Origin of the sequence: Thermococcus aciditolerans, from assembly GCF_008152015.1 — an archaeon.
In the GTDB taxonomy this organism is placed as follows: Archaea; Methanobacteriota_B; Thermococci; order Thermococcales; family Thermococcaceae; genus Thermococcus; species Thermococcus celericrescens.
In genome coordinates, this window is record NZ_CP041932.1 from 575,118 (window position 1) to 598,707 (window position 23,590).

The window sequence follows — 23,590 nt, forward strand, 5'->3', positions numbered from 1 at the left end:
TTTCAGAGCGTTCCATTCCTCTCAAGCTCCCTTATATGGAGGGCTGTAACGCATATGCCTTCCACCACGTTCCTAAAATGCGGAATCTCGCCGAACTGGGCGTACAGACTCCCGTAGTTCGGGTGCCACGCATCGACCTGCTCACGCCCTCTGGCGGTGATGATGTACACCACCCAGCCCTTATCCTTGAGCATCTCAACGAGCCTCCACACGTTCGTCATATCATTTTCATCCGCTATCTCAATGCCATACTCGGCCCGGATTTTCTCGAAAAGTTCCGACATCTTTCTCACCGGGGGGAATTGGGGTTGAACGTTAAAAACCTTTGAGTGCCCTGAGGAGGAGCCTCACCGCGACCAGTATCAGAAGCACTGAGAACAGTATCTTGAACCGCCTCGGTTGCAACTTTGGAACCAGTCTAGCCCCTATGGCGGCCCCTATTATGAGACCGGGGGAGAGCAGGAGCGCCGTTTGAAGGTCCACCTGCCCGAGTCCGATGTGGGTGGCCGTTCCCACTAGGGCCGTGAAGAACAGGGCGAGGCTGGACGTTCCGACCGCGTAGTTCACGGGGAGGCCCGCGAGGGTGTGGAAGAGGGGAACGTTCAATACCCCTCCGCTGACCCCAAGGAGTCCGGAGGTCAGACCGGAGAGGGCACCGATCAGTGGAACCTTCCTGTAGTTTATCCTCAGAGCCTCCCCGCGGTTTCTTACATCGCTTCTCCTGACGAAGACGTAGGCAACGTAGATTAGGAGAAGCCCGAATACTGCCTCCAGCACGTTTGAGTTCAGCATCCCCGAGAGGTACGCGCCTATCACCGCGGCCGGAATTGAAAAGGCCTCCTTCAGAAAGGCCACCCTGTAGAGAACCCTGCCGGCCCGGATGTGGGCGTAGGCGGAGGATAGAGAGCTTATCGTGATACAGGCGAGGCTGGTTCCGATAGCCACGTGAATGGGCAGTCCAAGGAACACCAGCGAGGGAACGATGAGGAATCCTCCTCCGACCCCAAACAGACCCGCTATAGTGCCTATGAGAACACCCATCAAAACGGCCATCGCAGGGTTAAGCATTCCGCATCGGCCCGGTATCCCCGGGAGGGTTTATATAATTTAGCCGGAGGATTACAACTTCAGCCAAAAAATTTTTGAACTTTAGAACCGTAGAAATCTGGATGAAGATGGGATGGAAAAAGTACTGGCTGATGGTGCTTCTCGTCTTTGTGATAACCCAACCAGGCTCGATAGCCTTCGCCAACTGGGACGCGCCCTACGGCTTTTACAAGGACCTCTCGGTCTGGCTCAGCTCTGCGGCGGGAGGATTGCTGCTGGTGCTTGCCTACGGCCTGTACGAGTGGAGGAATGGAAAGCTGAGCTCCGTGAACCTTCTTCTGGTCGGGGGTACCGTCCTCCTAACGGCCATAATCGGTTATCGCGCTGAGCTTGCGCTCGGGGGTGAAATGGGCTATGGAAGCGGGAACATAGTGCTTTTCGTAATCGGGGGGCTTATCGGGTTCATATTGTCCGTAATGCTACTCTTAATCTCGTTACCATACATCCCGACGGGAGAGCTCTACTATCCCTACGACCGGCCGCTGGTGATCGCGTGGCTGGCCATGATAGCTGCGACGCTCCTCCTTGAAGCGGCTTATCTGAAGGAAAGAAGGAGAGAAAAGCTCACGGAACCGGAAGGCCAAGACCCTTCAGGATCATCCTCAGAGCCAAGAGGGCCATGACGACCGCGAAGGCCCTCTTAAGACTGCTCGCCCTCGTTCTCTTCGCTATCCTCGCACCGAGCTGAGCGCCGATTATAAGGCCTGGCACGAGGAGAACCAGCCACTGGGTCTCCACGTTGCCCATGGCGTAGTGCTTGAGCGCTCCAGCGGTTGCGGTGAAGACTATCGCAAAGCTGGAAGTAGCGACTGCGTAGTGTATCGGCAGGCCGAGGTACGTCAGGAAGGGCACGTTGATTATTCCCCCGCCAACGCCGAGGAGACCGCTGGCGATTCCCGCGAAGAAACCTCCAATCGGCACCAGCTTGTAGTTGACCTCCACTTCCTCAAGCTTAACCTCGCTCGGCTCGGCCGTCTTCTTCCTGTATATCCTGACAGCGACTATTACAAGGGCGAGACCGAAGATGACCTTCAGCTGGGCGGCACTTATGAAGCTCGTGAGCCACGCACCGATGTAGGCACCGATTACGGCCGTTGAGGCAAGCAGGAGGCCGACCTTGTAGTGTATCCTCTTCTGCCTTGAGTACGCTATCGCCGAGCTGAGGGATGTAAAGACGACTGCCGCGCTTGATGTGCCCACCGCGTGGTGTATCTCGACGCCGAGGAAGTTCAGCGTTGGAACTATCAGGAATCCACCTCCAAGACCAAAGAGCGCCGCAAGGATGCCGATGAATACTCCGACTGCGAAGTAGCCGACGTATTTGAGCAAGGAATCACCTCCGTCATTGATTGAACACTCACAGTTCGAAGGCTATCGCCTCTATAAGCTTTATCAGTGCCTCAAGGTCCGCCAGATGGAGGGTCTCGACCTCACTGTGGAGGTACCTCATCGGAACGCTCAAAGCGAGAACCTCACTCTTGCCCTGGAAGACTGACGCGTCTGTTCCGCCGCCGGTGACGCCTATCTGGAGAGGGATGTCGTTCCTCGACGCTATCTCGGCAACCTTTCTGGCGAGCTTCCTCGTGTAAATCGCGGAGTTATCAACGGCCCTTATCACCGCTCCCCCGCCGAGGCGGACGTCACCGGTCAGGTCGCCGCAGCAGGCAAAGGAATCGACGGCGAAGGCGTACTTCGGGGTGTAGTGCTCCGCCAAAAAGCGGGCGCCCTTGAGGCCTATCTCCTCCTGCACGGTGAAGGCGAAAATCCACTTCCCATCCAAGTCGTGGTCAACCAGATCCTTTATCGCCTCCACGAGGGCGACAACTCCAAACCGGTCGTCCAGCGAACGGGTTGAAACGTAGCGGTTGTTGAGAACTGCGAAGTGCTTCTTGAAGACTGCATAGTCAAGCACCTTGACCCCAAGCGCTTCCGCCTCCTCCCTGCTCTCGGCACCGATGTCTATGACCAGCTTGCTCCAGGGAACGGTGTCGAACTTCCTTTCGAGGTTGAGATGCACTGGAAGGGCACCTATGACTCCGTCGAGCTTCCCGTTCTCAGTTATAACATCAAGGTGTCTCCCGTAGAGGAGCCTGTCATCTATTCCGCCGATTTTCCTGAAGGTGAGCTTTCCGTCCGGCCTTACGCCTGTTATCAGAAGGCCTATCTCGTCCATGTGGGCCATGAAGATGCCCTTAAGCTCGCCCTCGCCGAGCTCGACGACGAGGTTTCCAATCGTGTCAACCGTGTAGTCGGCGTAGGGCTCAAGCCACTCCTCTATCTTTTCCCGTATCCTTTCCTCATAGCCGGAAATACCGGGGATTTGGGTTATTTCCCTCAGTTCCTCAACAAGCATCACAACCACCTCAAAGCATCTTAACCTCCTCTGGGGAACGTATCTCAACCACTTCACGGTTCACGAGCGTCTCCGGGACTTCCCCGCGGAGAACCGCGAGGAGATTCCTAACGGCCTGGAAGCCCATGTCCTCCATGGCTTCTCTCGAAAGGCCGGCGTGGTGAGGAGTTAGAACGGTTTCCCACTCGTGTTCAAAGAGTTCGTGCTCCTGAATGGGTTCGTTCTCGAAAACGTCCGTTGCATAGCCCTTCAGCTTTCCTTCCTCGATGGCCTTCACGAGGGCCTTCTCATCAACGAGCGTTCCGCGGCCAATATTGACGAGGTATTTGCCTTCGAGGAGCCTCAGCCTCTCCTCGTTTATGATGTGGTAGGTCTCCGGTGTGGATGGTAGGGCCAAAATCACGATATCGCTCTCCCTCAGGACGTCTTCGAGCGGCATATATCTGGCCCCGGCTTCTTTTTCAATATCGGGCTTCCGAGAGCGGGACCAGTAGAGTATCTCCGTCCCCATGGCCTTCATTCTCCTCGTTATGGCCTTTCCAATGGCACCCATGCCGAGAATTCCAACTTTTTTCCCATAGACCGTTTCTATGTCCCTGAATCCGCTCCAGACGGTTCTGTGGGAGTCCCACTTCCCGGCACGGATGAACTTGTCGGAGTAGGCTATCTTCCTGAGGAGTGCTATGGTCAGACCAACGGCGAACTCCGCAACGGCCTCGCTCAGGACACCGGAAACCTTGGTGACGTATATTCCCCTTTCGGTTGCAGCTTTAACGTCAACGTGGTCGTAGCCGGCGGAATGACAGCTGATGACCTTTAACCGCTCGGCACTCTCGATGACTTCGCGCGGAAACCTGTTCAGCGGGGAGATTATGGCGCCATCGAACTCCCCTATCCTTTCTTTGAGTTCATCGACGCTTGGATATAGGATAAATTCGACGTCCGCGTATTTCCTGAGCTCCTCAACGGGCTTGCTCTTCATCTTAAAGAGAACGGCCACCCTAGGCCTCATGGTATCACCTTAAGATGCTTATCGAAACGACCCTAATAAGGTTTTTGCATGGGATTTGTCAAAAAGCCGAGCCAGCACCGGGAAAACTTAAAAACTTTTTCGGTTTCTCCCTCTAGGTGGTGCAGATGGGTAAGGTTGAGCGGAAGAAATGGAGCGAGAATTTCAGCGAGTGGTACAACGAACTTATCGAGACCGCTGGAATCCAGGACAAGCGCTATCCGGTCAAGGGAATGAACATCTGGCTCCCCTACGGTCTCAAGATAATGAGAAACATCGAACGCTTCGTCCATTCCGAGATGGAGAGAACGGGCCACGATGAGGTTCTGTTCCCGGCGCTCATCCCTGAAACCGAGTTCCAGAAGGAGGCCGAGCACATAGCCGGCTTCGAGGGCGAGGTCTTCTGGGTCACCCACGCTGGCCACGACCCGCTCGATATCAGGCTGATCCTCAGACCGACGAGCGAGACCGCTATGTACTCGATGTTTTCCCTCTGGGTGCGCTCACACGCCGACCTGCCCTTCAAGGTTTACCAGATAGTCAACACCTACCGCTACGAAACGAAGCATACAAGGCCCCTCATCCGCGTCCGCGAGATAAGCAGGTTCTTTGAGGCCCACACCGCCCACGATAGCTACGAGGACGCCGAGAGACAGATAAAGGAGGACCTCGAGATATTTGACAACCTCGCGAGGTTCCTTGCGATACCGTACATAATCTCCAAGAGACCCGACTGGGACAAGTTCCCCGGCGCTTACTACTCCCTCGGCGCCGAGGTCATGATGCCCGACGGCAGGACGCTGCAGATTGGAACCATGCACAATTACCGCCAGAACTTCGCGAAGGCATACAACATCCAGTACGAGACCGAAACCGGCGACCACGAGTACGCCCACCAGACAACGTTCGGAATGAGCGAGCGCCTTTTGGCGGCTGTCATAGCCATACACGGCGACGACAGGGGAATGGTTCTGCCCCCCACGATAGCCCCCATACAGGTCGTAATCGTGCCGATTCCCAAGAAGGATGCCGAGGCTGACGTCTTCGCCTACGCCCGTGAGATAGCGGAGGAGCTGAGGGCAGCGGGAATAAGGGTTCACATTGACGAGCGCGACATAAGGCCCGGCAGGAAGTTCTACGACTGGGAGCTCAAGGGGGTTCCCCTCCGCGTGGAAGTCGGCCCGAGGGACGTTGAAGGCAAGAAAGCAGTCCTTGCGAGGCGCGATACCCTTGAGAAGCTCGTGGTGGAGCGCGAGGACATAGTTGAGGAGGTCAGGAAGACCCTTGACGCGATCCACGAGAACCTTCACAAACGTGCCGAGGAGTTCCTCGAAAGCCACATAAAGCGCGTTGAGACCATTGAGGAAGCCAAGGCCGTCTTTGAGGACAGACGCGGAATAGTGGAGATAGCGTGGTGCGGCGAGGAGAGCTGCGGGCTTGAGATGGAGGAAGCCCTCGACGCCAAGATGCTTGGAACGCCCTACCCCGAGGAGAAGGCCAAAGCTCCCGAAGGCAAGAAGTGTCCCGTCTGCGGCAGGGAGGCCAAGTTCATAGCGAGGTTCGCGAGAACCTACTGAACTGACTCTCTTTTTTCTTGATTCTATGATAATGGTAATGAAAAGAGAAAAGATCAGGCATTCTGGGCCTCGAGCCCCTTGAGGGCATCTTCAAGGAGCGAAATGGCATCCTTGAGGGTAATGTATGCCTTTCTCATGTGAACGATGAACGGGAGCCAGGCTATGTTCTTGGATTCGAGAGGGTTGCCGTAGGACAGGGCAACCTTGTATTCGGCACTGGCGTTCTCGTAGAGCTGCATTACAGTCTGAAGGGTGGTGTTGTCGATGCCGGCGCTGACGCTCTCATTGTAGAGCCTGTGGAACTTGGACTCCCCTCCGATGTAGAGGTAGTACCACAGCTTCGTCTGCGTTATTATACTGCCCCTCGGATCCTGGGGCTTCGCCGCGGTTGCAGCCCCCGCAAAGGGGACCATCATAATCATCAAAATGGCAAAGAGTGCAGCAACTCTCTTCATGGTTCCACCTCCGTCAAATGTATTCATCGAGCGGCATTTTTAAATTCTTCCCTCCCCCAACGTTTAAAAAACGAGCATCGAACGAACCACCATGATACTTGGAATCCACGACGGTCACGACGCTGGTGCGGTGCTGATAGGCGGCGGAAGGATATTCGCGGTAAACGAGGAAAGACTGAACAGGATCAAGAAGTACCGCGGCTTTCCAAGGATGAGCGTGGCGAAAGTCCTCGAAATGGCTGGGGCATCGCCGGAGGATGTTGAGGCCATAGCGGTCGCTGGCATATTCAGGAAGCAAAAACGCCTGTTTGAGCTGGAGGAGAACCTCAGGGGAATATTCGGAGCGGACTTCAAGAAGAAAGTCATCTTCGTCGAGCATCACCTGGCCCACTCCGCGGGTGCATACCACACCGCAGGCTGGCGTGAGGCGATAGCGCTGAGCATAGACGCCGCGGGAGACGGGCTAAGCTCTTCGATATACGTGGCGAGAGATGGGGAAATGATCCGGATCGCACAGAGCACCTACATCGACTCCCTCGGGGATTTCTACGCCTCCGTTACCGAGCTTTTAGGATTCAAGCCCATGCGGCACGAGGGCAAGGTCATGAGCCTGGCGGCATACGGGAAACCAGCTTACGACCTGAGCTCAATAATAGAGCTCAACGGGCTGAGCTTCGACAACCATCTCGGAGTAATCGGGGTCGAAGCGACGAGGAAGCTCGCAGAGCTCTTTGATTACCCCCTCAGACACGCCAGGGAGATCGCCCTCCAGATGAAGCGCGGAAAGCTTGAGGGTAAGCTTCAGAAAAAGGCCATAGAGATAGCCGCCAGCGCCCAGGCACACCTGGAAAGGCTGATTGAGGAGCTCGGCCTCGGACTCGGGGGGCAGGGACTTCCCGTTGCCTACGCAGGTGGAGTTGCCCAAAACGTCAAGGCCAATGCGGTGTTGAGGCACATTGTCGGGGACGATAACCTGTGGGTCTTTCCGGCGATGGACGACGGCGGTCTGGCCTTCGGCGCTTCGGTTTTTGTGAAAGCCCAGTTCGAGAGGCTCGACGGGAAGTGGAGGCCCTCTAGACTGGAGCACGTTTATCTTGGCCCATCCTACGGAAGGGAAGAAGTTGAAGAGTTCCTGAAGATGGAGGGCGTTGAGTTTGAGGAGGTGGATGACGTCTCGGGCCTCGTCGCGGACGCCCTCGTTGAGGGCAAGCTGGCCGGATTCTTCCAGGGAGCGATGGAGTTCGGACCGAGGGCCCTGGGCAACCGCTCAATTTTGGCGGACCCAAGGAACGAGGAGATCAAGGAGAGGCTCAACGTTGCCCTGAAGCGCGACGTCTTCCAGCCCTTCGCACCGTCAATGCTCTGGGAGAAAGCCGGGGGGTACCTGGAAGACCTCGGCGGAAGGCCAAACGAGTTTATGACGATGAGCTACACGGCGAGTGAGGAGTTCAGAGAAGCCGCTCCCGCCGTTGTTCACGTGGACGGGACGACTAGGCCTCAGGCCGTAATGAAGGAAACCAATCCAGCTTATTACGACGTAATCAAAGCCTTCGAGCGGAAGACAGGCCTGGGCGCGGTGCTGAACACGAGCTTCAACATGCACGGCGAGCCGATAGTCTGCTCACCCGAAGACGCCCTGAGAACGTTCCGGACGGCCGGACTGGATGTCCTGGTGGTTGAAGGGTTTGCGGTGTGGAAAGGTTAATATAGTAGGCCGATGAACCTACTATGAAGGTGGGCATAGTATGAGCATTACCAAAGTAACCCGCAACTATCAGATAACGATTCCAGCGGAGATTAGAAAGGCGCTCGGGATAAGGGAGGGGGAGCTCCTCGAAGTTCACATTGAGGGTGACAAGATAGTGCTCAAAAGGCTGGAGAGGAAGAGAAAGAGGCTCAGACTTGGAAAAAGGCTTTCTCCGGAGGAAATCGAGAGGGCCATCGAGGGGGGCATGAAGGAATGCATGGAGTGATAGACACGAACGTCATCATCTACGACACCTTCGAGGACTCCGAGTTTCACAGCGAGGCAGAAGATGTCCTGGAGTCCCTCGATACGTGGTATATACCGGCGATAGTCCTTCAGGAGTTCGTCTGGTTCTTCAAGAACAACGGATTTTCCGCTGAGGAGACGTGGGAAGTTCTGAAGGGCTACCTCGATGACCCGAGGTTCAGGGGGCTTAAGGACGGCCCCGAAACCGTGAAGATGGCCTTTGAGCTTCTGAAATCTGAGAAGATTTCACTCTCTCGCTTCAACGACGCGATGATTTTAGTCCACGCCATTGATAAAGGCGTTCTGGTAACGTTCGACTCCAAGTTCAGGAAGTTGGCCAGGAGAACGGGTGTCAAAGTCCTCCCGTAGGGCTTTAAGAGCTTATGGGGCTTGTGTTAAAGTTGTTCTTTTAATGACCTATTGGGTTCTTTCATGCCCTCTTAAGCACTTCGATGAACATCTTTTCGCTGAGGTAAAGTTATAAACATTGCCCCTAAGGAAGAGCGGTGATGCTCATGGCGCTGAGCGACAGGTTGGAACTCGTCAACCCTTCTGAGATCAGGAAGCTCTTCGACCTCGCCCAGGGTGTTGAAGGCCTGATATCACTTGGAATAGGTGAGCCGGACTTTGATACTCCCGAGCACATAAAAGAGTATGCTAAGGAGGCCCTTGACAAGGGAATGACCCACTACAGCCCGAACGCGGGAATCATGATGCTCCGCGAGGCCGTGTCGGAGAAGCTCAGGAAGCAGAACGGCATCGAGGCTGACCCGAGGAGCGAGATAATGATCCTCGTGGGCGCCAACCAGGCTTTCATTCTGGGCCTCGCCGCGTTCCTCAAAGAGGGTGAGGAGGTCCTCATTCCGAGCCCGATGTTCGTCAGCTACGCCCCTGCCGTCATCCTGGCGGGCGGAAAGCCTGTTGAGGTGCCGACCTACGAGGAGAACGAATTCAGGCTGAGCGTGGACGACCTTGAGAAGCATGTGAGCGAGAAGACCCGCGCGCTCATCATCAACAGCCCCAACAACCCGACTGGAGCAGTTCTCACCAAGAAGGACCTCGAGGAGATAGCCGACTTCGCCGTTGAGCACGACCTCATCGTCTTCAGCGACGAGGTTTACGAGCACTTCGTCTACGACGGCGTCAAGAACCACAGCATAGCCTCCCTCGACGGCATGTTCGAGCGCACGATAACCATAAACGGATTCTCCAAGACCTTTGCCATGACCGGCTGGCGCCTCGGCTTTGTCGCGGCTCCCTCCTGGATAATCGAGAAGATGGCGCGCTTCCAGATGTACAACGCCACCTGCCCCGTTACGTTCGTCCAGTACGCCGCCGCCAAGGCCATCCACGACCCGCGCAGCTGGGAAGCCGTCGAGGAGATGAGGCAGGAGTACGACCGCAGGAGGAACCTCGTCTGGAAGCGCCTGAACGAGATGGGACTTCCAACGGTCAAGCCCAAGGGTGCCTTCTACATCTTCCCGCGCATTAGGGACACCGGTCTGAGCAGCAAGGAGTTCAGCGAGCTGATGCTCAAGGAGGCAAGGGTCGCGGTCGTCCCGGGAAGCGCATTCGGAAACGCCGGCGAGGGCTACATCAGGATAAGCTACGCGACGGCCTACGAGCAACTTGAAGAGGCCATGGACAGGATGGAAAAAGTTCTGAAGGAGAAAGGGCTGGTCTGAGGCCTAAAGCCTCTCCAGCTCCACATCATCCACCCTCTTCTTTTCCACATCATAGTCCACAACGGCGTAGTATCCTCTGAAGAGGGGACCCGGGTTCACGATCACTGTTCCACCAATTCTATCGACGCTCCTCGCCTCGTGGATGTGGCCGGTGAGAACGAGCGGGGGTTCTTTCCTCTCTATAAACCCCCTCAGCGCTGGACTTCCCACGTGGAGGCCCGAATGAACGCGGTCTGCATTCGTATCTTTTGGGGGCACGTGGGAGAGTATCACGTCCCCGTCGCGGTAGTTCCGCTCCAGAATCCCCTCAATTTCGTCCTCCGTGAGCTCCCAGAACGTGCGGAACGGTGTTATGTTTGAGCCCCCGATACCGACGATTCCAACGCCCCCGATTTCAACGCGCCTGTCATGGGCCCATACCCCTATCCCCTCCAGAAACGAGGGAACGTCCTGCCCATCGCAGTTGCCGTGAACCGCAACCACCGGCCTTCCCAGTTCCATCAGAGGAGTCAGGACCTCGCGGGCCCTCTCCGCACTTCCAAAGTGGGTCAGGTCTCCCGCCACCGCCAGGATGTCAAAGTCCATCCCACGAAGGGTCTCCACGAGTTTTCCGACCTTGCTCCGGTTTCCGTGGATGTCCGTGACGGCCACGATCCTCACGTTACCACCTCCTCACTGGTACGCCCCCGTTTCTCCGCGGGGAAAGCGCTCACATCCGACAACTCCCCAGCCGCAGGTATGGTAGCACCTCGTCATACACGCCGCTCCAGTCAACGATTCCAAACCGCCTTTTAATTCCCCTTTCAAGGAGTTCGGATATCTCCTCCACAACCTCGCCGGGGGTCTTTCCCGTCGTGTCAATCTCCAGAACGTTCTCATTTTCCTCAAGGGCCTCGACCAGGATGACGTCCACCAGCTCCGCCTCAACGTTCTCGGCGAGCTTCTCCCTCGAGTAGCCCCGTTCCATCAGTCTCTCAGCAACGAGCTTGGGATTAGCACGGAGGACTATTACAACGTCCGCCGGCACAAAGTGGCTGAGGTGGCCGTCTATCACAACATCCCTCCCGCGAAACTCCCGCGACATGGCTTCAGCCAGCTCATCGACATCTATCTCCAGCTCCTCGCCCACCATCTCGCCGATACCCTTTTCTCTGGCGAATTCTTTAACGCTCACGTATTCGTAGCCAAGCTTCTCGCTGAGGAGCCTCGATACAGTGGTCTTTCCGACCCCCGGCGTTCCGGTTACCGCTATTATCATCCCATTTCACCGGGTGCGAGATACGCGCCGGGGCTTATATCCTTGTCTTCCGTCGATTGTCGAATGTACATGTAGCATTTATCGAAAACCTTATAAGGACCAAGGGCGCCTAAGAGTTTAGGTGATATCTATGGAGAAGTTGAAATCCACCCTACTTCAGAAGAGGCTTGAGGTCGTCAAGAAGAGGAAGGAGCTTCTCGCCCTTGAGGAGGCCCGCCTCGTGAGGATGGCCCGCCAGAAGAAGGCCGCCGCTTCCCAGCTCGCTAAGGTCAAGAAAGAGAAGGTCGCGATAGCCCTCGAAGAGGCAAAGCTCATAAGGGTCCTCAAGCAGAGCGGCTACCCGGCCGTCTGAGGCTTCTTCCAAAACTTTTAAACTACCGATCCAACTCGGCTTAGAAAACCTGGAAAGAGAAAGGGGATCAGAAGACGTTGAGCTGGTCGTCGAGAATCATCTTCTGTATCTTCGTTATGTCGGCGAGCCAGGCGTCGGCTATCTCGTAGGCCGGCTTCTGGATGGTCTCGAGGTGGTAGCCCTTCTTCGGGATTATCTGGACGCTCGCGACGAGCGGCTCGTCGATGGGCTTGCCTATCTGGCTGAGTATCCTGACGTAGACCTCCTCGACACCCTCAACCTGCTCGGCTATGTCGTTGGCAATGAGCATTGAGAGGAGGTTGTAAATCTTTCCGACGTGGCTGACCGGGTTCTTTCCGGCCGCGGCCTCCATGCTCATGTGCCTGTTTGGGGTGATGAGGCCGTTAACGCGGTTGCCCCTGCCAACGCTACCGTCGTCGCCTGCCTCGGCACTCGTTCCGGTGACGGTGATGTAGTAGATGCCCTTCTCCGGGTCGTCGGCAGTGTTCACGTAGATGTTCACCTTCCTCTCGGTGTGCTCCTCGGCGACGCCGAGGGCGGCCTCGTAGATGGCCTCCTTGACGGCCATGTACTCGTCTGGGTTGGCAACCTCGCTGTCCACTATGGCGGCGGCGATGGTTATGTCTATCTCGTCGCCCTTCCTGAGGCCCATGACCTTGATGTCCTCACCAACCGCCGGGTACTTCCTCTTAAACTCGTCGCTGTTGAGGAGCCTCTCGGTCTCGTAAACTATCCTCTCGGTCTCGCTGAGCGGGGCGTAGCCAACGCCGAAGCTGGTATCGTTGGCGAGCGGGATCGGGGTTTCCTTGGCCTTGTTGAAGACACCGACGAGGTCAACGCTTCCCTGGCCGATGCGGGAGTCGATGATGACGTGGTTCTCAAGGTCGAGGTGCCTGACGGCCTTCCTGAGGTACTCGCGGGCGGCTTTAATGGCAACCTCGTGAACAGGGAAGAGCTCACGGTCAACGATCTCAACGGCCCTTCCTGAGAGAAGGATGTATATCGGCTTGATGACCTCACCGCCGCCGAAGCGCGGGTAGGCCTTTCCACCAACGACCTCCACCTGGTCCGTGTTGTGGTGGAGGATGATGCCGTACCTCTTCACGTACTCCCTGCTGAGCGCCCTGCTGACGGCCTCGGCTATGCCGTCGGCAATGCTGTCCGGGTGTCCTATACCCTTCCTCTCAACGAGCTCGACCCTCTGCATCTCAACGGGGGTCCTCATAAGCTCCTCAACAACTATGTTCCTGACCTTCTCAGCCATGAGCGTCACCTCTCAGGGTTTGTATGGTCGGGTCTGTGCATCCGTTTATATACTTTTCGGCATGAATTCGGGAGTCGAATATTCCTGCCAGTTATTTATTCCGAAACCCTTAAAATTTCCCCTGAAAATCATTCGCATGAGCATCCGACGACGCCCGGCGGCCCGGTCCCGGGAGCCGGTGCGGTGCCAGCGATGAGCGGGTGCGACGATGCCGGGCGGACAGGGCTCGCCCTCCGGACCACCGGAGGACGCCGTCCGGCCGCCGATGAGGGATGGAGATGGGTCGAGCCCACATTTTTAACCCCTTTGTCGAACTTCTTCCGGTGAGATCATGGAGCTGAAGGAAATAATAGCCGAGATTAGGGAGGTTCTCGATGAGAAGGATTCGCTCAGGGAGGAGGCGCTGAGGCTAACGAGGGAGATAGTCCGGATGAGCGGGGATACGATAAAGGCCCTGCACAGGGGGGAGGTTGAGGAGGCGGAGAAACGGCTGAGACTCGTCCGCGAGAAGGTCGAGGAGCTGAGGAGGAAGCTGAAGGACCATCCCGACCTTTACCACACCGGCTACGTCCAGAGCGCCCATCAGGAGTTCGTTGAGGCCAGCCTGTTCTTCGCGTACATGACCGGGGAGGACTATCCCTCGCCCGGAAGGCTGGGCGTGCCCCACGCCGACTACGCCCTCGGTATCGGGGACTTCATCGGTGAGCTCAGGAGACACTTCCTGCTGCTCCTCCTCGACGGGAACCTCGAGGGGGCGGAGAGAACCTACCGCACCATGGAGAAGACCTACGAGGAGCTGATGACGCTGGAGTATCCAAAGGGGCTCGTGAACGTAAGGGGAAAGCAGGACCAAGCACGGAACATCCTTGAAAGGACCCTCGAAGACCTCATGAGGGCAAAGCTGAGCAGGAGTCTGGAGACAAAGCTCGACCTTGCGGCCGGGGCGCTGGAAACACGGAAAGACGGAACAAACCAATGAAACAATTACATAAAAACATAATTCGGTGATTATGTGGTTACCGAATTACAGAAAAAACTTGAGCAGGTCGCCGCGGTCCAGGCGAAACTCGCCGGAAGGGTCGTGGAGAGACCCGTTGATTCCGGCAGTGTACGGGTTGTCGCCGCCGTGGACGTGTCGTACAGGAAAAACCTGGCAAGGGCGGCCCTAGTTCTCTGCACCTTTCCGGACTGCGAGGTTCTGGGATCAAAAACGGCCGTGGTTGATGTCACGTTCCCGTACATTCCCACATATTTTTTCCTGAGAGAAACCAGGCCGGTTCTCATGGTGCTCCGTGGTGAGGAATTCGATGTTCTCCTCATCGAAGGACACGGAAGGGCGCACCCGCGTGGCTACGGACTGGCCTCCCACATCGGTCTGCTGGTCGGACGGCCAACCATAGGCGTTGCCAAGGGGCCCCTGAGGGGTGCGCCGGAAGGCTCATTTAGACGGATGGGAAAAGCTTATGTAAGCGTCGGCCATTTAATCGACTTGGAATCCGCAGTGAGAATCATCGAGCCGCTGCTTGAGGGGGGTTATCCCAAACCGCTCAGGCTCGCTGACAGACTGTCGAAGAGGGAAACGCTATGAAGAGGATAAAACTGCTCATCCTGCTGGCCAGAAGGGGGGCGATTGGAGAGAAGGTCAAGGTGACGCTGAGGGATCTGGGCGATGAGCTCGGGGTTTCCCCGCAGTCCGTTCTGAGGCTCCTCGAGGACATGGAGGGGGAGGGATTCATAGAAAAGTCCGTTGAGGGGAAGAAAACCTACGTCGAGATAAGCCCCAGCGGCCTGGCCTTTCTGGAGGAACTCTGCGATGCCATATCGGGCGTCCTTTACAACGGCGTTATAATCGGCGAGGTCATCTCTGGAATAGGGGAGGGGGCGTATTACGTAAGGCAGTACTCCCAGCTTATCGAGGAGTACCTGGGCTTCAAACCGTACCCTGGAACGCTGAACATCCGCGTTATCTTCCCGAGGACTGTATTCGATGCCTTATGCGGCGTCAGGCCGGTCATCCTTCCGGGATTCGTAAAGGATGGGAGGACCTTCGGGGACGTCAAAGCATACCGGGTTAGGATAGGGGACGCCGAGGGTGCAATAGTTATCCCCTCGCGGACGGTCCATCCACCGAAGATAGCGGAAATAGTGGCCCCTATCTACCTCAGGGAGAAGCTGAACCTTCAGGACGGCTCAAAGATAACGATAAAGGTCGTGAAATCATGAACCCGCGGGATGTAAATTGGAGGTCGCTCCTTGCCTGGGCGGGGGTGGGTTCGTTCATAGGCTTTGCGGTAGCGGTGGCCATGTACTCGCCCAAGGCTGGAAACGAGGGGTTCGTGTATCTGATATACATCGGCCTGCTCGCGGGAGCCCTGCTGGGCCTCAGATACCCCGTTAACGTCAGGGCCTCCGCCTACGCGTTCCCCATGGGTTTCCTAGCCACTTCCCTGCTGGCGGGTCTGTGGACGGTAAGGGACGTCGGCCCCTCCGGGGCGTACGCGTTCATAGCCGTTGTCATGGCGGCCATGATGATCCTGGGTCCCTCCAGCTACCTGGACATGTTCCTCGTCCCGCTCGGCTACTTCGGCGGCTTCGCCGTGGCAATGTTGGCCTTCAAAGGGTACGAACCCCTCCAGGGCACCGAGGGGGCCGTTGCGAGCCTGTTTGTTGTCGGGGTCATGGGGGCAGTGCTGGCCTTCTTCGCGGTATTTGCGAGGTGGGCCTTCGAAGTGGCCAGGAGCATTCCGAGGAGGTAACGTTTAAATACGTCCACCGACAACCTATTCCGGTGATTAAAATGGTGATGCGCCTCTCAAAGCTCTACGGGAAGCAGATATACAACACCAAGGGCTACTACGTCGGCTACGTCGATGAGATTCTGATCGATGTTGACAGGGGCCAGGGAAAGGTGCTAGCCCTTGGACTGCCGGGTGAAAAGGTCGGCGTGCCCTACAACAGGGTTACCGCGATAGGTGATATAATACTCGTAAAGGCAAAAGAAGAGTGATCAGCCTTCTTTAACTTTTAGCGCATCGAGGAACTTCTCCGTTATGGCTTCCTCCGCCAGCCTGAGGAGCGAGCCCTTGTCCTTGGCGAGCTTGAAGATTCCAAGCGGGATTCTCGCCCCGCCCGACTGGGAGTGGCCGCCACCACTGCCGATGTCGCCGAAGGCCTCCCTGAGGACCGCCCCGATGTTCACCCTGACGTCGCGGGTCCTGGCGGAAATCTCTATTCTGTCGTCCACTATGCCGAAGACGAGGACTGTGGTTATGCCCTCCAAGCGGAGGAGGAAGTCGGCTGACTCCGCTATGGCGTCGCGGTTGGTGATGAATCCCACGTTGCTGACGACAACGTTCTTGTAGATGCGCCTGTTCATTATTGCCTTCGCCAGTATCTCGGCTGTCTCGGTGCTTATGTCCGGGTGCTCTATCTTGTCAAGGAGCTCGTAGTCCACCTTGCCCGCCAGGAACTCAATGGCCTTGAGGTCGATGTGGCTCAGCTTGGAGAACTTCTTGGTGTCGATGTAAATGCCGTAGAAGAGGGCAGTGGCCATGAGGGGGGACAGGGAGATGTTGAGCATTCTGAGGTACTCGGCGAGGATCGCGGCGGAGGAGTGAACATCGGGTCGTATGTCGAGGAAAGCGTCCTCCGGGATAAGCTCCTGAAGGTGCTGGAGTATCTGGTGGTGGTCGATGAGTATCTTTATCTTCTTGTAATCGGACTGATCAAGCGTCGTGAGGTTGCCGTTGGGCTGGCAGTCCACGAGGGCTATGAACGGGTAGCGCTTCAGCTCGTAGGAACCCCTGGAGACCTTCCTGAGATCGATGCCGAGAAGGTTCACGAAAGCCCTGTTCTCGTGGTGGGCTATCTCGCCGCCGTAGACTATCTGGGTCTTGAAGCCGAGGGTCTGGGCTATGACGCTCAGGGCAGTCGCACTGGCTATTGCGTCCGGGTCGGGGTTGTCGTGCATGACTATCAGAAGGGAGTCTGTCTGATTCCTGAGCTCCTTGAGCTTCCTGACGAGGAGGTTAGCGTTTTTCCGCTCGCCGATCCTCTCGACCGTCCTGATGAGGGCATCCTTCAAGGCGTTCCTGGGCGAGACGGCGTAGTCAACCTTAACCTCCGCCTCGTACTCCTCGTTTATCTGGGAGACGAGGTCATCGAGGCCAACATCGTCGGGAAGAACCGTAACGATAGGCACGTCTTTGTTGTTGGTCCTTATCACGTAGACGGTTTTTCTGATTACATCAACGTTCATGGTGGTGATTATGACGAGTTCGGCTTTGTCAACGCCGGCCTTCAGGAGGGTGGCGGTGTATGAAAAGTCCCCGTTGATGACATGGAAACCGCTCTCCTCAAGGGCCTTGGCGCGGATTTCATCCTTCTCTATCACCGCCACCTCAAACTCTCCCCTAAGTGATTCTGCTATCGCGCGGCCGATTGCCCCGCCTCCTAGTACCAGCACCCGCATGTTCCCCACCTTTTTGCACAATAATGTTTAAATACAAGCGCCAATATACTAGGACGGTGAATTCCTCTTGGGATTTTTTTGGCTGAAGGATATATATAGCTAATGGTGATGAATATGCAGCTGCCAGACAAGGGGCCACTCATGGAAAACGTGGTAGCAACCTCTGCGGGGGAGCTGGGAGCGCTCGTTCAGAAGGCGCTTTCCCAGGGCAACGGGGCTTTTCTGAAGATATTCGCCAGGGGTACCGAGGGTAAATACTACATAACCGTCCTCATTGACAGGTCAAAGGTGCTCGCAGCTGAGTGTCTCGTGGTTGACACGAAGCAGAATCTATCTGGAGAGGAAGCAATCAGAGTGCTGAACTCACTCGTTGGAAGACCCATGGTCGTTGACGTTTATACCCTTGACGAACTCGAGCTCAAACTATCCTTGGCAGATAACGTCGATGTTTACGCTCAGACCCCAAAAGTCCCGCTGGACGAGCTGTTCAAAGCTCCCAGCGAGGGACCTCCCGCAGAACCCGCGAAGAAGGGGAAACCCGTTGAGAAGAGGGCAGCAATGGCAGCAACGGCGGGAGCCGCGGTGACCTCCCAGGCCACGCCCGAGCCGCAGCCCCTGGCGGTGGAGGTGGAAAAGCCCAAGCCCGCCTCGACCCCTGCGGGGAAGCCCGAGGTTGTGGTCAACCTGACTGGGGGGAGCATACCTGAGAAGGCATTCCAGGTCTACGCGGAGGACCTCCTCAAGGAGGCCAAGAGGATAAAGGGCCTTACGATAAACAGAATAGAGTTCGACGCCAACGTGGGAGAGGGCGTTGTCTATCTCAACGTCCACATCTACGGAAACTCCACCGGCGACTCAAGGGACATAGAGGTGGCGGAGAGGAGGATGCTCCACGCCGTCAGCAAGTACGCTCCCGTTCTCCTCAGGGAGGCCGAGACAAAGCCAATAATTAGGGATGTTGGCATAATCATCGACGGCCAGGAGCTCAAGCCCCAGGAGATAGTGGACAGGGATAAGAAGAAGACCGGCAACGTCACAAAGGACGGAAAAATCTCACTGTCCGTTCTCGAAGATGTGTGGCCGTACTTCAGCGCCTACGCAAGGACCGTTGTGGCTGAGATAGAGAGCGTGGGGATAAAGATAGACAAGGCTCACTTCGACATCCGGGGAAGGAAGGAGTTCGAGATAAACCTCTCCCTTGTGGTTGAGACTGGCATGGCTAGAGACTCCGTCCAGAGAATGGTCAAAGACATCCTGAACAGGCACGCGAAGGAGCTCGGAAGGAGCCTGAAGCGCTACATAACCGTCCACAACATAGAGGTTGAAACGGTGTCAAAGGCAAGCGTCTCAGGTTCTGCGGCCGCCCCTGTGGCCGTCGAGACCAGCGGCAAGGCCGCGGAGATAATCGCCAAGAAGGAGCTCCTTGAGAAGGAGGTCGAACAGCTCCTGAAGCAGGCGGGAATAGACGAGCTCTCCGCCCTCACAGAGGAAAAGAAGAAGGAAAGCGAGGAAACGATGCTGAAGAGCCGCATAGAGCCCGCAGTGGAGACCCTCAAGAACAGGATTCACGCGGAGCTTAAGCTCGTCCCGCGCGTCACGTTCAAGTGGCTCAAGCTCAATCATGAAATAAGAAGTTCCACGGTCTACGTTGATATCGAGGCCAGCTTCCTCAGGGAAAACGTTGGGGGTCTTTTCGGCTCGTTCTCCGGGGTTTCCGACGAGAAAATAAAGAAGGACATAGCGACAACAATTCAGAGGGTCATCAAGGACGTGTCCAGGGAGTACGGAATTGCACTCAACCTGAGGAAATTGAACGTGGTCATCCGCTGATTCCTTTTTTCTATTGCATTACACGAATCAGCACTCAAGATCGTCATCATCCTGACGTCAGATATGCCGAGGTCATCATCCGTTCCAATTCCGCGGGAGGTTTAATAACTTTGCCGGCATTTCGTCGAGCATCTAAACGTTAAGCTTTTAAGCTAACTGTGCCACCCCATCAACATGGACACCCTAATCCTCGGAGTTCTGGCGGCGTTGGCATCGGCCTTCTCGTGGGCGGCATCGACGATACTGATAAAGGCAGGAATGCGGGACAAGAGCCCGGTGGCGGCCAACATATTCCGCCTCTACGCCGTCTCGGTGATGTTTGCGGTCATCTTCCTGATAAACGGCACCTTCTCGAAGGTCGCCGGCCTGTCGCCGAAGCTGCTCGCGGTGGCCTTCGTCTCCGGGGCCTTCGGCTTCGTCATAGGTGACTACTTCTACCTCAACGCTCTCAAGATGATGGGCGTCTCAAGAACCGTCCCGATAACCTCCACCTACCCGCTGTGGGCCATACTGTGGGCATTCCTCTTTCTCGGGAGAGATGTAAGCGCCCAGATAATAGTGGGCGCCGCACTGGTGGTTTCCGCGATAGTGGTGGTGAGGAAGGCGGAGGAGGAAGAGAAGATAAACCCAAAGGGCTTCCTCTTCGCAATCCTGGCCCCAATCTCCTGGAGCTTCGCGATACTCACCATGGACTGGCTCACCGGTTACGTGGACGTGCTCACGCTCGCGGGGATAAGAATGATGTTCGCGGCCCTGGCCGTGTCGCTGTTCCTGCCGAGGTACGCGGATGAGCTGAGGAGGATAACCCTTCGGGAAGCGCTCCTCCTGACCAGCGCCGCGGCCACCGGCCTGCTCCTGGGCCAGTATCTCTTCGTTTACTCGATAAACCTTGTGGGCTCCCAGATATCGGCCCCCGTTTCGGCCATAAACCCCATAATAGCCTCCACCCTGGCGATACTGATCCTCAAGGAACCGCCCAACAGGAAGATACTCGAGGGGCTGGTCCTGGCAGTTCTCGGGGTAATACTAATCTCCACCGGCTGAGGCTCAGGTTTTTAAGGTGGTCGGCCATAGAACCAATCGCCGACAGTGAGGGGACAATCGTCTCCTCATGGGCTCGGTCAACCCGCCTCCGCGAGGTATCGGGTTCCGTGAGCGGAGCGTGCTCACGCCGAGCCCACAGGGCCGGGAGCATCCACCCGCGCGAGCGAATGAACGCGGGCCTCTGTACCCGGCCCACAATTCGATGCACTTCTGAGGAAGGCTTATAACCGGGAGGGCGGGAGTTAGTTTCTGAGAAGCCGACATAATCGGTGGTTATTTATGGTGATAATTCCCCGACCGATAGAACCACAGGAGATAAGGCGAATTCGCAAGGAGCTCGGAATAACCCAGGAGGAGCTTGCGGAGAAGGCAGGGGTCACGCAGGCCTACATCGCCAAGCTGGAGACCGGCAAGGTGGACCCGCGACTCTCGACCTTCAACCGAATCCTCCAGGCCCTGCTCGAGTGCAAGAGGGCCCAGCTCACCGCAAGGGACGTTATGTCATCCCCGGTTCTCTCAGTCAAACCCTACGATAGCGTTGAGAACGTCATAAAGCTCATGAATGAACACAACATATCCCAGATTCCAGTCATAGCGGGCAACAAGGTCGTCGGCTCCGTCACGGAGAGAACCCTCGTCAGGCAGAGCCTCGAGTACGAGGACATCTACGACCACAAGGTCATGGAGGTCATGGAGGAGCCGTTTCCGATAGTGAACGAGGACGAGGACCTGGAGGTCGTCAAGTACCTCCTGGAAGAGCACCCCGCTGTTCTAGTCCAGAACAGGGAGGGCAGGATAACCGGCATCATCACGAGGGTGGACATATTCCGGATAGGGAAGGGGCGCGACTGAGTTCCCCGCCCGGCAGTCCTTTGCATTCCCCTCTTCTAACCTCCGTGGCAAAAATATCCAACAAGTTTATATACCCCCGGCCCAACCATCAGTGGACAAATAATCCAGGTGGTTGGAATGAAAAAGACCGCGGTTTTGCTCATGGCCTTGCTCATCGGAGCGGTCGTGGCGTCCGGATGCCTGGGCGGTGGAACGACCGAAACGGGCACCACGACGGTCCCCGAAACATCGAGCTCATCGGGTACTGCACAGACCACCACAAACTCACCGACCCCGACTGAAACCACGCAGACGGAGACCCCCCACTACCCAATCACCGTTGTTGACTTTGCCAACAGAACCCTCACGATTGAGAAACCCCCTGAGCGCGTCGTGACGCTGGCCCCGAGCATCACGGAGGACCTCTACTACCTCGGCCTCTTTGACAGAGTCGTCGGGGTTACGGACTTCGATGATTTTCCGCCGGGAGTTGCCAACGTCACCCGCGTGGGAGGCTACGGTCAGTACGCCAACCTCGAAGTGATAGCATCGCTCAACCCCGACCTGATACTGGTGGACAGTTACTCTATGACGATCCTCGAGGACCTCCAGAAGATAGCCCCCGTTCTCGTGGTTGATCCACACAGCATCGACGACATCCCAAGGGCCCTTGACCTCCTGGGAGCAGTTTTCAACGCGGAGGGGGGCGCCAGGAAGGCGACGGCGGAGTTCGAAGCAAAGATAAACACGATAAGCTCCGCCGTTAAGGATGAACCCCGTGTGAGCGTTTTCTACGTGGTCTGGAACAGCCCGCTCATGACCGCCGGCGGCGGAACCTTCATCAGCGACGTCATAGAACTGGCGGGCGGAGAGAACATTTTCAACGATACGACCGGCTGGCCGACCGTGAGTCCGGAGCAGGTCATAGAGAGGAACCCCGACGTGGTGCTCCTCACCCCACACTGCGGCATGAGCGTCCAGGACGTTTACAGCGGCCCCCTCGCGAGCATAAAGGCCGCCCAAGATGGAAAAATTTACGTCATCGAGAACGAGAACGACCTTATCCACCCGAGTCCTCGCGTTGTCCTTGGACTCGAGGCGGTTGCAAGGCTCCTGCACCCAGACGCCTTTAAAGTGGGCTACCCGCTCACGGTCACGGACTTCGCGGGAAGAACCGTCACAATCGACGACGAGCCGGAGAGGATAGTCACCCTCGCGCCCAGCATAACGGAGAGCCTGTTCTACATAGGTGCAGGAGGCAAGGTCGTCGGCGTGACCGACTACGATGACTTCCCGCCGGCTGTGAGGAACATCACCAGGGTGGGAGGCTACGGAAAGTACGCGAACCTCGAGGCCATAGCCGCACTGGAGCCGGACCTAATCTTGGCGGACGGATTCTCCATGGATATAATGGAGAGCCTGGAGAGGATAGCCCCCGTCGTTGTGGTGGACCCCAAGAACATCACCGCAATCTACAACGCCATTGAGCTCCTTGGAAAGATAACCAACCGCGAGGAAGGGGCCAGGGCAGCGGTGGCGGACATGCGGGCAACCGTTGGCTACGTTACCTCGACCGTGGCGGGACAGTCGAGGCCCAGGACATTCTTCATCCTCAGCTACTACAACGGCTACTGGACAGCCGGCGCCGGAACCTTCGTCAACGACCTCATAACCCTTGCCGGCGGTGAAAACATCTTCAACGACGTCAACGGCTGGGGGGCCGCGAGCGAGGAGCAGATAATCGCCAGGAACCCGGAGGTCATAATAATCTCGCCGAACGCGGGGATAAGTCCGAAGGACCTCTGCTCCGGGCCGCTCTCCGAGGTGGACGCGGTCAAGAACGGGCGCGTTTACGTCCTCAGCGACGAGAACCTCGTCGTCAGACCGGGCCCCAGGATAATGCACGGGCTTGAGGAGATAGCGGAGTACCTCCATCCGGAGGCCTTCAGTTTCCAGCCGCAGCCGCTCGTCTGCAACGCGACTACCTCCGTCTCCGGCTGAGTTTTCATTTTTTCTGAGCAACTATTAAAAGGTCTCTCTCCCCCATTTTCTTCGGGTGGGAGCATGGAGAGAAAGACGTTCTACAGGATTTTGCTGGTCATCGTTCTCGTCCTGACCGTCGTCTATACCCTGGGGATAATGGGCGTCATACCGTTCCAGTGGAGCTACTACATCACCATCTTCATGATAATCCTGTTCTTTTACCTGAAGCTGGATAAGATGTCGAGGGGATAACCCAGTACATGCTCAAACCGGGACTTTTCTCTTCTCCAAGCCTCGCCCTTCAGGACGGGGAGGAGGTCAGAGGCTCTCAAAAGAGAAAGTAACATTAAGAACGGA

Annotated in this window: 27 protein-coding genes; 17 read left to right on the forward strand and 10 right to left on the reverse strand. The window is 56.6% G+C overall.

The window, feature by feature from the left end:
* Positions 1 to 2: 2 nt before the first annotated feature.
* Together FPV09_RS03120 and FPV09_RS03125 are read right to left on the reverse strand one after the other, a co-directional pair.
* On the reverse strand, positions 3 to 284 hold the full coding sequence (locus FPV09_RS03120) for a hypothetical protein (protein WP_148883648.1): 282 nt from the start codon (positions 282 to 284) through the stop codon (positions 3 to 5).
* A gap of 31 nt (positions 285 to 315) precedes the next feature.
* Positions 316 to 1,068 (reverse strand): sulfite exporter TauE/SafE family protein, encoded by a 753-nt coding sequence (locus FPV09_RS03125; protein WP_148882347.1) that lies wholly within the window; start codon positions 1,066 to 1,068, stop codon positions 316 to 318.
* A gap of 74 nt (positions 1,069 to 1,142) precedes the next feature.
* Between FPV09_RS03125 and FPV09_RS03130 the strand changes: the two genes are divergently transcribed.
* Positions 1,143 to 1,730 carry a hypothetical protein gene (locus FPV09_RS03130; protein WP_246112305.1) on the forward strand — a complete coding sequence of 196 codons (588 nt, stop codon included), beginning with the start codon at positions 1,143 to 1,145 and terminating at the stop codon, positions 1,728 to 1,730.
* Here the strand turns inward: FPV09_RS03130 and FPV09_RS03135 are convergent.
* Genes FPV09_RS03135 through FPV09_RS03145 form a run of 3 tightly spaced genes read right to left on the reverse strand, consistent with a single transcriptional unit; the run spans position 1,672 to position 4,472 of the window.
* The gene (locus FPV09_RS03135) at positions 1,672 to 2,436 is read right to left on the reverse strand and encodes a sulfite exporter TauE/SafE family protein (protein WP_148882348.1); all 765 of its coding nucleotides are present in this window, start codon (positions 2,434 to 2,436) and stop codon (positions 1,672 to 1,674) included. The two genes, FPV09_RS03130 and FPV09_RS03135, sit on opposite strands and share 59 nt — an antisense overlap.
* A gap of 28 nt (positions 2,437 to 2,464) precedes the next feature.
* Positions 2,465 to 3,460 (reverse strand): M42 family metallopeptidase, encoded by a 996-nt coding sequence (locus FPV09_RS03140; RefSeq protein WP_148882349.1) that lies wholly within the window; start codon positions 3,458 to 3,460, stop codon positions 2,465 to 2,467.
* A 10-nt stretch (positions 3,461 to 3,470) separates the two neighbouring features.
* Positions 3,471 to 4,472: a 2-hydroxyacid dehydrogenase gene (locus FPV09_RS03145; RefSeq protein WP_148882350.1), complete on the reverse strand. Its 1,002-nt coding sequence runs from the start codon at positions 4,470 to 4,472 to the stop codon at positions 3,471 to 3,473.
* 125 nt (positions 4,473 to 4,597) lie between these two features.
* Between FPV09_RS03145 and proS the strand changes: the two genes are divergently transcribed.
* Positions 4,598 to 6,046, forward strand: coding sequence for a proline--tRNA ligase (gene proS, locus FPV09_RS03150; protein ID WP_148883651.1), 1,449 nt, complete (start codon positions 4,598 to 4,600; stop codon positions 6,044 to 6,046).
* A gap of 53 nt (positions 6,047 to 6,099) precedes the next feature.
* Here the strand turns inward: proS and FPV09_RS03155 are convergent, their stop codons facing one another.
* Positions 6,100 to 6,501: a pyrolysin gene (locus tag FPV09_RS03155; protein ID WP_148882351.1), complete on the reverse strand. Its 402-nt coding sequence runs from the start codon at positions 6,499 to 6,501 to the stop codon at positions 6,100 to 6,102.
* A 91-nt stretch (positions 6,502 to 6,592) separates the two neighbouring features.
* Here FPV09_RS03155 and FPV09_RS03160 point away from each other — a divergent pair, with 91 nt between their 5' ends.
* The 4 genes from FPV09_RS03160 to FPV09_RS03175 all read left to right on the forward strand — a co-directional run bounded on the left by FPV09_RS03160 (position 6,593) and on the right by FPV09_RS03175 (position 10,179).
* The gene (locus FPV09_RS03160; protein WP_148882352.1) at positions 6,593 to 8,206 is read left to right on the forward strand and encodes a carbamoyltransferase family protein; all 1,614 of its coding nucleotides are present in this window, start codon (positions 6,593 to 6,595) and stop codon (positions 8,204 to 8,206) included.
* A gap of 40 nt (positions 8,207 to 8,246) precedes the next feature.
* The gene (locus tag FPV09_RS03165) at positions 8,247 to 8,474 is read left to right on the forward strand and encodes an AbrB/MazE/SpoVT family DNA-binding domain-containing protein (RefSeq protein WP_148882353.1); all 228 of its coding nucleotides are present in this window, start codon (positions 8,247 to 8,249) and stop codon (positions 8,472 to 8,474) included.
* Positions 8,462 to 8,863, forward strand: a complete 402-nt coding sequence (locus tag FPV09_RS03170; RefSeq protein ID WP_148882354.1) for a PIN domain-containing protein — start codon at positions 8,462 to 8,464, stop codon at positions 8,861 to 8,863. The genes FPV09_RS03165 and FPV09_RS03170 overlap by 13 nt, the downstream gene beginning before the upstream one ends.
* A 146-nt stretch (positions 8,864 to 9,009) precedes the next feature.
* Positions 9,010 to 10,179: a pyridoxal phosphate-dependent aminotransferase gene (locus tag FPV09_RS03175; RefSeq protein WP_139681694.1), complete on the forward strand. Its 1,170-nt coding sequence runs from the start codon at positions 9,010 to 9,012 to the stop codon at positions 10,177 to 10,179.
* Between the two features lie 3 nt (positions 10,180 to 10,182).
* Here FPV09_RS03175 and FPV09_RS03180 read toward each other — a convergent pair whose 3' ends face one another.
* Together FPV09_RS03180 and FPV09_RS03185 are read right to left on the reverse strand one after the other, a co-directional pair.
* Positions 10,183 to 10,839, reverse strand: a complete 657-nt coding sequence (locus FPV09_RS03180) for a metallophosphoesterase (protein WP_148882355.1) — start codon at positions 10,837 to 10,839, stop codon at positions 10,183 to 10,185.
* A 49-nt stretch (positions 10,840 to 10,888) separates the two neighbouring features.
* A complete protein-coding gene (locus FPV09_RS03185) occupies positions 10,889 to 11,437 on the reverse strand; it encodes an adenylate kinase family protein (RefSeq protein ID WP_148882356.1) in 549 nt (182 codons plus the stop codon).
* Between the two features lie 130 nt (positions 11,438 to 11,567).
* On the opposite strand from FPV09_RS03185, the gene FPV09_RS03190 reads away from it, so the two are divergent.
* Positions 11,568 to 11,789, forward strand: a complete 222-nt coding sequence (locus FPV09_RS03190) for a hypothetical protein (protein ID WP_139681692.1) — start codon at positions 11,568 to 11,570, stop codon at positions 11,787 to 11,789.
* A 67-nt stretch (positions 11,790 to 11,856) separates the two neighbouring features.
* Here FPV09_RS03190 and FPV09_RS03195 read toward each other — a convergent pair whose 3' ends face one another.
* Entirely contained in the window at positions 11,857 to 13,074 is a 1,218-nt protein-coding gene (locus FPV09_RS03195) for a methionine adenosyltransferase (RefSeq protein WP_148882357.1), read from the reverse strand.
* A gap of 331 nt (positions 13,075 to 13,405) precedes the next feature.
* Here FPV09_RS03195 and FPV09_RS03200 point away from each other — a divergent pair, with 331 nt between their 5' ends.
* The 5 genes from FPV09_RS03200 to FPV09_RS03220 are packed head-to-tail and all read left to right on the forward strand — an operon-like array spanning position 13,406 to position 16,081.
* Complete coding sequence (locus FPV09_RS03200) at positions 13,406 to 14,053, forward strand: translin family protein (protein ID WP_148882358.1); 648 nt, start codon at positions 13,406 to 13,408, stop codon at positions 14,051 to 14,053.
* A gap of 33 nt (positions 14,054 to 14,086) precedes the next feature.
* The gene (locus tag FPV09_RS03205) at positions 14,087 to 14,662 is read left to right on the forward strand and encodes an endonuclease V (protein WP_148882359.1); all 576 of its coding nucleotides are present in this window, start codon (positions 14,087 to 14,089) and stop codon (positions 14,660 to 14,662) included.
* Entirely contained in the window at positions 14,659 to 15,297 is a 639-nt protein-coding gene (locus FPV09_RS03210) for a DUF120 domain-containing protein (RefSeq protein ID WP_148882360.1), read from the forward strand. Before FPV09_RS03205 ends, FPV09_RS03210 begins: the two co-directional genes overlap by 4 nt.
* Complete coding sequence (locus FPV09_RS03215; RefSeq protein ID WP_148882361.1) at positions 15,294 to 15,830, forward strand: hypothetical protein; 537 nt, start codon at positions 15,294 to 15,296, stop codon at positions 15,828 to 15,830. Before FPV09_RS03210 ends, FPV09_RS03215 begins: the two co-directional genes overlap by 4 nt.
* 41 nt (positions 15,831 to 15,871) lie before the next feature.
* Positions 15,872 to 16,081, forward strand: a complete 210-nt coding sequence (locus FPV09_RS03220) for a PRC-barrel domain-containing protein (protein WP_058939492.1) — start codon at positions 15,872 to 15,874, stop codon at positions 16,079 to 16,081.
* Here the strand turns inward: FPV09_RS03220 and FPV09_RS03225 are convergent, their stop codons facing one another.
* Positions 16,082 to 17,545, reverse strand: coding sequence for a DHH family phosphoesterase (locus tag FPV09_RS03225; RefSeq protein ID WP_148882362.1), 1,464 nt, complete (start codon positions 17,543 to 17,545; stop codon positions 16,082 to 16,084).
* A gap of 114 nt (positions 17,546 to 17,659) precedes the next feature.
* Between FPV09_RS03225 and FPV09_RS03230 the strand changes: the two genes are divergently transcribed.
* The 5 genes from FPV09_RS03230 (at position 17,660) to FPV09_RS11945 (ending at position 23,485) form a co-directional block, all read left to right on the forward strand.
* Entirely contained in the window at positions 17,660 to 19,375 is a 1,716-nt protein-coding gene (locus tag FPV09_RS03230) for a hypothetical protein (RefSeq protein ID WP_148882363.1), read from the forward strand.
* Between the two features lie 174 nt (positions 19,376 to 19,549).
* Positions 19,550 to 20,419 (forward strand): DMT family transporter, encoded by an 870-nt coding sequence (locus tag FPV09_RS03235; protein WP_148882364.1) that lies wholly within the window; start codon positions 19,550 to 19,552, stop codon positions 20,417 to 20,419.
* 279 nt (positions 20,420 to 20,698) lie between these two features.
* Positions 20,699 to 21,271: a CBS domain-containing protein gene (locus tag FPV09_RS03240; protein WP_148882365.1), complete on the forward strand. Its 573-nt coding sequence runs from the start codon at positions 20,699 to 20,701 to the stop codon at positions 21,269 to 21,271.
* Between the two features lie 117 nt (positions 21,272 to 21,388).
* Positions 21,389 to 23,251 (forward strand): ABC transporter substrate-binding protein, encoded by a 1,863-nt coding sequence (locus FPV09_RS03245; protein WP_148882366.1) that lies wholly within the window; start codon positions 21,389 to 21,391, stop codon positions 23,249 to 23,251.
* Positions 23,252 to 23,314: 63 nt separating this feature from the next.
* Positions 23,315 to 23,485 carry a hypothetical protein gene (locus FPV09_RS11945; protein WP_168194720.1) on the forward strand — a complete coding sequence of 57 codons (171 nt, stop codon included), beginning with the start codon at positions 23,315 to 23,317 and terminating at the stop codon, positions 23,483 to 23,485.
* Positions 23,486 to 23,590: the final 105 nt, after the last annotated feature.